Consider the following 11,216-nt stretch of genomic DNA (forward strand, 5'->3'; position numbering starts at 1 on the left):
TAAAAGAAAACAGCATAAAGAATGACATCTTTTGGAAAGTGAGTGCCTTTGAAGCTGAGCATATGATCCACCTTTTATTGAAATTTAGAATTATGATAGCAGATAACGTTGGGAAGGGGGATTTATGCGACAGAACCAGAAATAATGCCGATTGTATTTGATACACATTTACCAAAATAGAATTACCGTGCAATTCCTCAAGAATAATTAATATCGGGAAGTTGTTTCGTGCTTATTCCTTAGCTGTATTTAAAGACCTTTATTTATCTATAAAGAACGTCCTAAACTAATCCTTTATAGAGGGTTCCACGAACTTCTCCAAACATGCACCCAAGCAAACCCTTCATCGTCTGAATCCTCCATGTAGACCTGAATTGTATACGTTTTACCTGCATCAAAGTACTTTCTTTGCAATTCTTCATTGTCCACGCCTCTATCTCCATCACTCTCTCCCGCCGCTACCATAGAATGGCCTTGGGGATTATAAATTTCCATAACGGTATCTTCATCATCACTGAAAGTCTCTATGTTATACCATCCGGATTCTTTTGGTGTAAATCTAGTTGTGAAGTAAGATCTGCCGGGATCTAGCCAAAACTTCTTAGCGTATCCCAATTTTGAAGGTTTGTATAATTCTTCAAGGGGATCCTCAGTACGGACGTTTAGGATGACAGAAGCTCGACTCATGTGGTGGTGGAGATATACCTGTACTGTAATTCGTTCTTTCGCTTCAAGCCACTGATGATGAAGCTCGTTATTACCATCCCCTCTATCCCCATCGCTTTCTCCTTCCGGAACAATGGAGTGTCCGTTATGATAAATCTCCATAACGGTGTCTGTATTACCGTATGTCTGGAATACATGCCACCCCGTCACCTCGGGGTAAAAAGAATATGTAACAAGGGTTTGCCCATCGTCAACATCGTCATACAGAGTAAACGACTTAGCCATCTGCAAAGACATCTCGGGATATACGTCTTTAGGACGCTCTTCTTCCTCCTCCTCCACCTCCTGGGTATCCCATTTCCCAAATCCGGTATCTCCATCCGCGGATCCAAATCCTCCCGCAGTCACATTCATGCTATTTAGAAATGCAAATAGCATAAGATAAATCTTGATTCTACTTCTTGTATCTTTCATTTTATTATTCTCAATTTCATTTTAATTATGTTTTTAATCTTTAGATCCTGCCTTTTAGCAGTAGAAGAGCACTGTGTGGGAATCTTCTACTGCTAAAATTATATGGTTTGGTCTAAAGATTGCAACCTTTTAGATGAATTAAGCAGAGCCTCTAAAATTCTCGAGTTGGTCTTGCTCGGAAATTAAATGTTTTCTCAGCTAAGTTTGACCATCCATTCCTGAAATCGCGTATATAACTGAATCTTAGGGAGTTTTGATATATCTCATTAGTTGTTGAAGTCCAATACATTGTATCCAGTCTTCCTCCAGTCTTTTGAAAGTTTCCTATTTCATTAATATTGCTGTACATCAGGTCAAGCTCCCCATGACTTGGCAAGTACCAGTCATCGTAACCATTTACCGCATATTTATCAACAGTGGATGCCACACCAAGACATCCATATTCTATCATGTCTAAGGTGTTTTCTTTACCCTCGCCTAGTCCTCGCCTTAACGCATTACCTTCGAGGCTTTTGTAATGACAGAACCATTGCCCTCGGATGTCCTCTGGCGCGGCTTCTAGGCCATGAGAACCCTCTTCATTTACAGAAAACACCCATCCACCTGCGGGTCCAACATCACCGACATTGTATTCTATTGAGCACTCAGAGTTCTGAATTTCATTCCTCTCCTCAATTGATAAAATATCAACAAAGTCTTTCTTATCTTCGTTACTCAAGTTATCAAGATGATCACATATATGATTCACCCATGTGAATCGACGAACTGGGCGGGTACTCAGCTTATAGCCAGCGAATACGGGTCTATATTCGAATAGGGGTCTAGATTTTACCCAGGAGTCTACTTGCGGATATTCATCTGGGTAAAAAGAATAAATATAAGCTGACTTTTCGTCATCTTCATTATAAAAAGTTGTATCACTCCAATACAAAGATTCTTTCATGTTAGTTTCTAAACCAGAATCTTGAAGATCTTTTATTCTCATAAGTTCAGCAATAGACGGCAACCTCCAATCTAGGTGTTGATTATGATCCCAGTGATTCCTTAGGTATTCTTTAGCTTCAACCCATGTAAGTTCAAACTCTGGATGCTCGGGGTAGTAATCATCGAGGTCAAAAGGTGCGGCTTCGACCCCACTATTACCAAGTATAGACAACACCAGACCCCCAGAGGGACCCTTATCTCCAACCCTATACTTATCTGCCCGTTGAGTAGGTCTAACGGGTTCAAACCCCGCCGCATTTACGCATTGAAAACTTAATAAGACCAGTAGTAACGTTATTTTTTTCATGTTATCCCCTTTTTTAATGTATTGCTTAATCATGACATATTGATAGGTTCTCTACGGCTACGCCAAACATGCACCCAAGCGAAACCCTCGTCATCCAAATCTTGCAAATACACCTGAATAGTGTAGGTTTTACCTGCTTCAAATTTCTTTACTTGCAATTCCTCATCACCTACTCCTCTGTCACCATCACTCTCTCCTGCTGCCACCATGGAATAGCCATTAGGATGGTAAATTTCCATAACGGTATCTTCATCATCACTGAAAGATTCTATGTTATACCAATCCGTGACCCCTGGGGTAAATTTAGTTGTGAAGTGAGTTCTGGTTGGAGCTAGCCAAAACTTCTTAGCGTATCCCAATTTTAAAGGGTCATATAGATTTTCCAGAGGATCCTCAGCCCGGACATTTAATAGCATACTACCGTGAACCGTCCAATACTCCAGATATACCTGTACAACATATCTCTCACCTGCTTCAAGATACTTATGTTGAAGCTCGTTATTATCTATCCCGTCGTTACCATCACTTTTACCCTCATTTACAATAGACTCTCCGTTATGATATATCTCCATAACGGTATCCGTGAACCCATAAGTCTGGAAGAGATGCCAACCAGAGGTTTTGGGGTAAAAAGAATAAGTTCTGTGCTCATCGTCGTACAGAGAGAACAACTCGGCTTCTGTCACATAGATTTCAGGGTATATGTCGTTAGCGCGAGCCTCTCTCTTCTTTTTTTCTATTCTTGCAATCTCTGCTAAGCGATCTCTTTCTATTCTGGCAATTTCTGCTAAGCGGGCTCTTTCGGCTGCTGCCCTAGCTTCTTGAGCTTGACGTTCTTCTTCCTTTCGTTCCTCCGTTACATCCAGCACCACATCATCCCCTGGGGGTGCAGAGAAGGCCCCAGGGGCGGGAACCGTTACGTTAGGTGTTATCGCGTTAGTAGGAGCATTGAATAAGATCATCAACGCGGCTGCTGTCATTAGTCTAGTTTTCATTTTTATATCCTTTTGAGGTTTATTTTCAGTGGTCAGTTGCCCCGAAGGACAACCTTTTCTCCTGAATTACAACGTTAGTGGGTTCCAGTGGCTTCTCCAAAGATGCACCCAAGCAAAGCCCTCATCATCTAAGTCTTGCATGTATACCTGAATTGTGTAAGTTTTACCCGAGTAAAAGTACTGTAAGTGTAACTCTTCATTACCTACTCCTCTATCCCCGTCACTCTCTCCTGAGGCAACCATAGAATAGCCCTTAGGATGGTAAATTTCCATAACGGTATCTTTGTCATCACTGAAAGTCTCTATGAGAAACCAGCCAGACTCCTCTGGTGTAAATTTAGTTGTGAAGTGGGATCTGGATGGTGCTAGCCAAAACTTCTTCGCATATCCAACTTTTAAAGGATCATAGAGTTTTTCAGGAGGATCCTCAGCCCTTACATTTAAGATTGTAGATCCAAAGACTGTCCAATACTCCAGATAGACTTGTACAACATATCTCTCACCTGCTTCAAGGTACTTATGTTGAAGTTCGTTATCCCCTATACCGCCGTCTCCGTCACTCTGACCCGCATTTACAATAGACTCTCCGTTATGATAAATCTCCATCACCATGTCCGTAGGTCCATAGGTCTGGAATATATGCCAACCAGAGATTTCGGGGTAAAATGAATAGGTCATGTGTTCGTCGCCGGACAGTTCGAATGAATAGGACATTGTCACATTCATTTCTGTATATATGTCGTTAGCACGAGCCTCTTTCTTCTCTTTTTCTATTCTAGCAAGTTCTGCTAAGCGGGCTCTTTCTGCTTCTGCCCTAGCTTCTTGAGCTTGACGCTCTTCTTCTTTTCGTTCCTCCGTTATATCCAACACCACATCATCCCCTGAGGATTCAGAGAAAGCCCCACTGGTGGGAACCATTACGTTAGGTGTTATCGCGTAAGTGGGAGCATTGAATAATATCATCAACGCGGCCGAAGCCATTAATTTAGTTTTCATTTCTATATCCTTTTGAGGTTTATTTCCAGTGGTCAGTTGCCCCGAAGGACAACCTTTTCTCCTGAACTACAACTTTGATAGGTTCTCTAAGAGATACGCCAAACATGCACCCAAGCGAAACCCTCATCATCTAAGTCTTGCAAATACACCTGGATAGTGTAGGTTTTACCTGCTTCCAATTTCTTTACTTGCAATTCTTCATCACCTACTCCTCTGTCACCATCACTCTCTCCTACTGCTACTATAGAATGGCCAGCCGGATTATAAATTTCCATAACGGTATCTTCATCATCACTGAAAGATTCTATGTTATACCAGCCGGTTTCTTTTGGGGTAAATTTAGTTGTGAAGTGGGATCTGTTGGGAGCTAGCCAAAACTTCTTAGCGTATCCTAGTTTTAAAGGATTATATAATTCTTCAGGGGTATCCTCAGCACGGACGTTCAATATTACAGTACCGCGAACCGTCCAATACTCCAGATATACCTGTACAACATATCTCTCACCTGCTTCAAGATACTTATGTTGCAGCTCGTTATCATCTATCCCTCTATCCCCGTCGCTTTCTCCTTCATTGACAATTGACTCTCCGTTATGATATATCTCCATCACAGAGTCTGTATTACCGTATGTCTCGAAGATATGCCAACCAGAGATTTCGGGGTAAAAAGAATAAGTTCTATGATCGTCGTCGTACAAAGAGAACATCTCGGCATTTGTCACATAAATTTCTGGATATATGTCGTTAGCGCGAGCCTCTCTCTTCTCTGCTTCTATTCTAGCAATTTCTGCTAAGCGGGCTCTTTCTGCTTCTGCCCTAGCTTCTTGAGCTTGACGTTCTTCTTCTTTTCGTTCCTCCGTTATATCCAGTACTACAACATCCCCACCTGCTGTAAGGGGGTTAAAGTTCTCCCAGTCTCCCACTGTTACATTATAATCCTCGGATCCACTTTCATCCGCCTTACGAGCTGCCTCTTCCGCCGCCCTAGCTTCGTGAGCTCTACGCTCTTCTTCTACCTTACGAGCTGCCTCCGCCCTACGTTCAAGTTCTCTCTCAAATAGGTCAGTGTCCCCTGGGATTGGTCGGGGGTCTCTAGGTACTCCGAACCCTCCTCTTCCTACTTGGTGTGTTGGATTTTGTACCCCCACCCCGATTTCCTGTCCCGCTTGCCCCGCGGTGTTGAATAAGGTCATCAACGAGGCTGCTACCATTAGTTTAGTTTTCATTTTTATATCCTTTAGGATTATGGAGTTCCCCGGACAGCTCTCGCGACCTGTCCGGGGAACTCCTACTTAATTTAGACTACTTATTAAGGAATGCGACTCCATTGATAATCAATCCCCGCGCGGCTTGCCCCACGTTTATACCAAGCTCCTCGGTATCCCCGAGTCCAAGTCCAGTCGTCATGTACACCAGCGCGCCAGCCATCCTCGTATCCGAAGTAATGAAGTCTCACTGCCATGAGGTTATACTCATCATCCTTCAAGTTATCAATTGTATGCTCCAGAGTATGAACTACGTTCGTACTGGCAGTCTTTATGGCTTCGAAATAAATCGGGGCGTCTATCCAATGCGTGAATTCGGATAGATTTTTAAGTAGATTTAACAAGTCCTCGTCTTTAGAATCCCATCCATTTTTGTGTACTTCGGTGTCCTTAACGAATACCACTAAGTCACACTTTGCGGTGTTTTCCTTGTTTGAAGCTCTATCCCTAGCCTGTTCTATAGAGGATGTGTTGGCCAAATATATATATGTGGCTCGAATATCAGAGTCTCTGCATGTATAAGACCAATAGTATCCAGGCCCGTCCCCATATATGGTATTTGGTTTTGTGGGTTCAGTAGCGGGTTCGTCGCCCTCTCCTTCCCCAGTAGCGGGTTGTTCGTCCTCTCCTTCACCAGTAGCGGGTTGTTCGCCCTCTCCTTCACCAGTAGCAGGTTGTTCAGCCTGTCCTTCTCCGGAGGTTCCCGCATCCGTTTCTGAAAAAGCGGGATTAGTAAAAGTTATTGCCATCAACAATAGCAAGGGAGTGAATAGTGTTTTATTAGTCTTCATTTTAGTTATCTTAATTTTATAGGTTTAAAGTTGTATTAATAAATTAACTTATGTATTTCATCCGTGTTGAAGAGTCCTTATTGGAGTCACAATTTAAGGGGGGATATATGGTATTGCTTAATCTTGTTGTGCTTCTTGCCTTGTTTGGTAATGTCGCCACTGAACACGTTCTTGTTTTAAACTGCCAAAAAAGCTTTCTGCCACCGCATTGTCCCAACAATTACCTTTACGACTCATACTCCCTTTAATTTTATGTTGCTTGAGTAGTTTCTTAACTTTTTTGCTCGCATACTGTGTGCCTCGATCAGAGTGATGGATGAGCCCTGGCTTTAGATAGCCATGCTTAACGCATCGCACACGAGCTGTGCCTTCATGCCGTAAATTACGACCTAAACGATCTAACGAGAGTATCTCCCTGGCGTAGTGCTTTTAGGCAAGTTTTGAGTCCTTGTCGTTCATCATTAGTACCTGAAGCAAAATCTTCATAAAGATGTTCAGATAAAACATCTGCCTCCAATAATGCATCCCGTTGTAAATCTAAAACTTGTGATCCATCGCCTTTTGATACACGCATATAACCCATCAACATAGTGTCACCTAAACGTTCGTTTGTGTGACACTTTAATAACCCAGTAAAAAACGGTTGTTTTGTGTCACTTAACCCGTAAAATAATCAATGTATTATAAACATTATTTTATTCAAGTGATAATTTCTTATGGCACGTACATCTATTATAAATAGGTCCACTGACCCTTCACTTTGATATACGTTTCATCCATGCGCCACGATTTATTTGTTTCTCGTTTCTGAGATTTAGCTTTTACAGCAATGTCGGGCGAATAACGGATAACCCAACGATTGAGCGTAGCATGATCCACTTCAACACCTCTTTCTTCCATAATTTCTTCAAGGTCGCGATACGAAACGCCATACCTGACATAAAAGAAAACAGCATAAAGAATGACATCTTTTGGAAAGTGAGTGCCTTTGAAGCTGAGCATGTGATCCACCTTTTATTGAAATTTAGAATTATGATAGCAGATAGCGTTGGGAAGGGGGATTTATGCGACAGAACCATTTAACTTCATCACTAGCTTTAACAGTTGCCTCATTTAAAAATTCTTTAGTATCACCCGCTTTAACCTCCCAAGATTTAACTTTTATCTTATGCGTATCAAAAGACTGGGTGATTAGACCAACATTATTAAATCCATTAATGTTGCTATTATCTTCATCAGTATTTGGCAGTTCTGGTGTTTTAGAAAAAAATAGTCTTATTTTAACAATATCGTTATAACCAATGTTTGCCCCTTTGAGATCCACATAGACATTATTATACTCATCAACAGTAACTAAATTTGGATCAAAGCCATCTGGCAAGAATCCCGTGTCAATAACTTCTACTCCTAGAATCTCAGGCATAGTGCCAATGTTTCCGTAAAAATTAAATCCTGAAGAATCATTGATATGATAATCATCAACACCACTAAATGACATTACAATATTCTGTTCATGAAAATCTATATCCCAAAAATAAGAATCAGGTTTTTCTGAATTAGGCAATGTAGAGAAATCATCAATATCAGGATTCACATGATCACTGGCTGTAACAACTACTCTATGACTGGATGTACTTATGGCTGATTCTTTCCAGCGGGTTTCTATAGTATGTCCATCCATAGAGAAATCAGGATCAGATATTTTTCTTAACTCAGCTACCCTTGCAGCTCTTTCTTCATCGGCTCTTTTTCTTTCTTCAGCTCTTTCTGCTGCAGCTCTCGCTTCAGCATTGGTAGTGTTCTCATTAGAGAAGTGTACTCTTACCTTAATTTGATTCAAATAACCAGTAGAGCTATCGTCATCATGGCATTCCGTGTCCGCATGAAAAAACCAATCTTGAAAAGAGTCGTGTGTGGCACTACATACAGCCGTTCCCACTTCAATCATAAAATCATTCTTATTGAGGACTGTAATATCAGATCGACGAATGCCTGCTAGCATAGAGTTATTCCATATTAATTCGACCCAAGTAATATCGTTCAAAGTATCGTCAACGTCTCTGAATATAAACCTATCATCTTTGCCAACCTGTAGGTGATAGTAATCATGAATACCTGTGTATATTATCGATACGATATTTTCCTTAAAATCTATTGAGTATCTCATATCAAGAAAATCGAATACTCTGAAATCAGATATATCAGGGTTTACATCGTCACTTGCTGTGATAGTCTTGGTTAAGACAGACACATCCTCGCGATTATATTTTACCTTAACCCTATGTCCATTTAGGGATTCAGCTTGTAGTGGAAGACTAGCTATGAACATTATTAAAAGTAGTGTTTTTGGTAGGGTAGTCATTGATATTTCCTATTATTTTAACAAGGTTCTGTCGCAAAAAATAAAATCACTTTATTACTTACGAGCATAAGATTTAATTTCAGCCAAATAAGATCCGCGTGTTCAACTAAAAATGGTACTATTTTTTTAATTTATTATTTTCCTGAATGGCGCATGCTACCGCTGTCAGCCCCGGACGGGCTGATAGTCTCCAGAAGGCGCAGGGAAATTTGCCAATCCGAAGTGCGCGATAGCGCGCGAGGGAGGCTGAAATTTTACCCCGAATAGCCGTAGAGCCATTTGAGGTAGCCATGACTGAGCTGCTTTGTGCTCAGTCTGTAGCGGACGCTGGGCGGCTGGAGCATCTCCTATTCGCTGCGTAGGTGAACGAATTCTGGTGCGCCATCCTCGCTATATATCGCCTTTGGACATCCATATCCAAAGGTTCATTCCGCTCGGGCGAATTAATTGAATGCCCCAGTACGTCCTGCGTCCAGCTTCAACTCCGCACAAAAGCCGCTACGTTAAAACCGATAAGTTAAAACCGATAAGTTAAAACTTACCTCACTGACTTGACGGCTTATCGGGATGAAATTGCGGGGAGTCGCTATTTTTGCGAAAGCTTGTTTTGGGCATCCCAGCCCAAGCAAGCAGCAAAAACTTAACGCGACCACTTATGCTTCCGGCGGCCCCGATTCGTCCTCGTCACCTCGTCCCGACCCAACAAGGGGTCGGAACATAGGCTCCAAATGACTTGACGCCGTGTCGGATGGCCTTTTATTTTGTCTCCACCTTCGCTAACGCTCAGACTCCGACAAAACAACGGCCCTACGGTTATCGCGGACTAAAAATCATCACTTCGCTTAGGCTACGTTTCCCTGATTTTCAGCGACGGCGACAGGAGTCCCGGAATTTCGTGAGGTAGCATGGCGCGCCTGTTGGCTTTCCCACTGTATTATCGTAATTTTAATAATGGATGAGAAAGTTTTTCTCCTGGATGATGTTTTATCCATTGGTTGCATAAAAACAGGTTACAGTTGATTTTTACACAAATATTTATTTTTTGCGACAGAACCTGTTTTAGAACCTTTTCCTCAGTATTTATATCTGTTGCATCAACCCAATTCTTTTCTTTTATTAACTCTTTCAAAATATGAAACCTTAAAGGCATCTCCTTACACACAAGTATTGGATTCAATATAAATCAATAAGTTACATGATTGCATTGTTTTTATACAATTCTCTGGAACCCTTGGTTTTACTGATTTCTTAAACTTTACCACCTTTATGTAAGTCATTGATTCTTAGCGTTTAAAAAGATGTGTGTAAGGAGGTGCCTTAAAGGTTATTTCACAAGCTCATACAAATACCCACGGCTAATACCGTAGTTTCTCGCCAGTTCAGACTTATTTTTAGTATTGGAAAATTCATATTTAATCTTTTCAATCATCTCATCAGTAAAGTTTGATGGTCGCCCTTTATATTTACCTTTGGATTTCGCAATAGCTATTCCCTCGCGCTGACGTTCAAGTATCAAATCACGTTCAAATGTTGAAATAGCGCCTAACATTGTTAACATCAATTTTTGGAATGGGTCATCTTTTTTGTCACCGTTAAAAATCAGGTTTTCTTTATGAAAATGTATAGTGCCGCCTGTTGAAACTATTTGGTCAACAATTTTAAGTAAATCTTGTGTGTTTCTGGCAAGTCTGGATAACTCATGAACATTAATTTTATCACCAGAGCGTATATTCTGTAGCATTGCTTTGAGTTGTGGTCTATTAATATCTTTTCCAGATACCTTTTCTTCGTATGTTCTATCACAAGCTACATTAATTAATTGTCTATCAGTATTTTGGAAAACAGTTGAAACTCTAATGTAGTTGAAAATCATCATATCACCTTAATTCATATCAATATGTAATGTTTACATTATAAACATTAACATTAATATGTCCAGTAGCACCATAATTTACTTATAAATGACACTTTTTCATGTGTAATATTTGACTGTGGTTATAAATGACACATCCAGTGTTTTTATAGAACAAAAGGGTTCTGTCGCAAAAAAATAAATATTTGTGTGAAAATCAACTGTAACTCGATGTATAATCCCCCAGCAAATCCAGACAAGAAATCAAAGCAATCTTATTCCAAATTAGTTACTATTTGTAAAAAATTGGAGTATTAAAATGAGCAGAAAAAGAACGGTCTACAGTGCTGAATTTAAAAGCAAGTTGGTATTAGAAGTTTTAAAGAATGAAAAAACACTGCAAGAAATTGCCAGTGCAAATAACATCACACCTAAGAACCTACAAAACTGGAAAAAAATATTCTTAGACAATGCAGAAATAGCAATGGAGCCCTCCAAAGCCGTTAAAGATTACAAAGAGGATC

The 11,216-nt window shown here is 40.6% G+C and carries 12 protein-coding genes and 3 pseudogenes; 2 read left to right on the top strand and 13 right to left on the bottom strand.

Annotated elements, in window-relative coordinates; translation table 11 throughout:
• Positions 1-294: 294 nt before the first annotated feature.
• The 11 genes and pseudogenes from CDZ78_RS12330 to CDZ78_RS22015 all read right to left on the bottom strand — a co-directional run bounded on the left by CDZ78_RS12330 (position 295) and on the right by CDZ78_RS22015 (position 9,132).
• Positions 295-1,140 (bottom strand): hypothetical protein, encoded by an 846-nt coding sequence (locus CDZ78_RS12330; protein WP_140414037.1) that lies wholly within the window; start codon positions 1,138-1,140, stop codon positions 295-297.
• A gap of 151 nt (positions 1,141-1,291) precedes the next feature.
• The gene (locus CDZ78_RS12335; RefSeq protein WP_167374284.1) at positions 1,292-2,431 is read right to left on the bottom strand and encodes an Lcl C-terminal domain-containing protein; all 1,140 of its coding nucleotides are present in this window, start codon (positions 2,429-2,431) and stop codon (positions 1,292-1,294) included.
• 29 nt (positions 2,432-2,460) lie between these two features.
• On the bottom strand, positions 2,461-3,426 hold the full coding sequence (locus CDZ78_RS12340) for a hypothetical protein (protein ID WP_087870285.1): 966 nt from the start codon (positions 3,424-3,426) through the stop codon (positions 2,461-2,463).
• Between the two features lie 66 nt (positions 3,427-3,492).
• A complete protein-coding gene (locus CDZ78_RS12345; protein WP_087870286.1) occupies positions 3,493-4,422 on the bottom strand; it encodes a type 2 periplasmic-binding domain-containing protein in 930 nt (309 codons plus the stop codon).
• A gap of 86 nt (positions 4,423-4,508) precedes the next feature.
• Positions 4,509-5,648 (bottom strand): type 2 periplasmic-binding domain-containing protein, encoded by a 1,140-nt coding sequence (locus CDZ78_RS12350; protein ID WP_087870287.1) that lies wholly within the window; start codon positions 5,646-5,648, stop codon positions 4,509-4,511.
• Positions 5,649-5,731: 83 nt separating this feature from the next.
• Positions 5,732-6,478, bottom strand: coding sequence for a hypothetical protein (locus CDZ78_RS12355; RefSeq protein WP_087870288.1), 747 nt, complete (start codon positions 6,476-6,478; stop codon positions 5,732-5,734).
• 120 nt (positions 6,479-6,598) lie between these two features.
• A pseudogene (locus CDZ78_RS12360) lies at positions 6,599-6,852 on the bottom strand (DDE-type integrase/transposase/recombinase); the annotation flags it as partial.
• Positions 6,851-7,067 (bottom strand): annotated as a pseudogene (locus CDZ78_RS12365) (recombinase family protein); the annotation flags it as partial. The pseudogenes CDZ78_RS12365 and CDZ78_RS12360, both read right to left, overlap by 2 nt.
• 146 nt (positions 7,068-7,213) lie before the next feature.
• A pseudogene (locus CDZ78_RS12370) lies at positions 7,214-7,480 on the bottom strand (IS6 family transposase); the annotation flags it as partial.
• Between the two features lie 28 nt (positions 7,481-7,508).
• On the bottom strand, positions 7,509-8,840 hold the full coding sequence (locus CDZ78_RS12375) for a hypothetical protein (RefSeq protein WP_087870289.1): 1,332 nt from the start codon (positions 8,838-8,840) through the stop codon (positions 7,509-7,511).
• A gap of 118 nt (positions 8,841-8,958) precedes the next feature.
• The gene (locus CDZ78_RS22015; protein WP_167374285.1) at positions 8,959-9,132 is read right to left on the bottom strand and encodes a hypothetical protein; all 174 of its coding nucleotides are present in this window, start codon (positions 9,130-9,132) and stop codon (positions 8,959-8,961) included.
• A gap of 12 nt (positions 9,133-9,144) precedes the next feature.
• Between CDZ78_RS22015 and CDZ78_RS22020 the strand changes: the two genes are divergently transcribed.
• Positions 9,145-9,291, top strand: a complete 147-nt coding sequence (locus CDZ78_RS22020) for a hypothetical protein (RefSeq protein WP_167374286.1) — start codon at positions 9,145-9,147, stop codon at positions 9,289-9,291.
• A 483-nt stretch (positions 9,292-9,774) separates the two neighbouring features.
• Here the strand turns inward: CDZ78_RS22020 and CDZ78_RS12380 are convergent, their stop codons facing one another.
• Both CDZ78_RS12380 and CDZ78_RS12385 read right to left on the bottom strand, forming a co-directional pair.
• Positions 9,775-9,969 carry a hypothetical protein gene (locus tag CDZ78_RS12380; RefSeq protein WP_087870290.1) on the bottom strand — a complete coding sequence of 65 codons (195 nt, stop codon included), beginning with the start codon at positions 9,967-9,969 and terminating at the stop codon, positions 9,775-9,777.
• A gap of 195 nt (positions 9,970-10,164) precedes the next feature.
• Positions 10,165-10,716 (bottom strand): recombinase family protein, encoded by a 552-nt coding sequence (locus CDZ78_RS12385; RefSeq protein ID WP_230990830.1) that lies wholly within the window; start codon positions 10,714-10,716, stop codon positions 10,165-10,167.
• A gap of 295 nt (positions 10,717-11,011) precedes the next feature.
• Here CDZ78_RS12385 and CDZ78_RS12390 point away from each other — a divergent pair.
• Positions 11,012-11,216: transposase (locus CDZ78_RS12390; protein WP_087870292.1), on the top strand; the 205-nt coding region annotated here is incomplete at its 3' end.

The organism is Bathymodiolus platifrons methanotrophic gill symbiont (assembly GCF_002189065.1).
Classification (GTDB): domain Bacteria; phylum Pseudomonadota; class Gammaproteobacteria; order Methylococcales; family Methylomonadaceae; genus Methyloprofundus.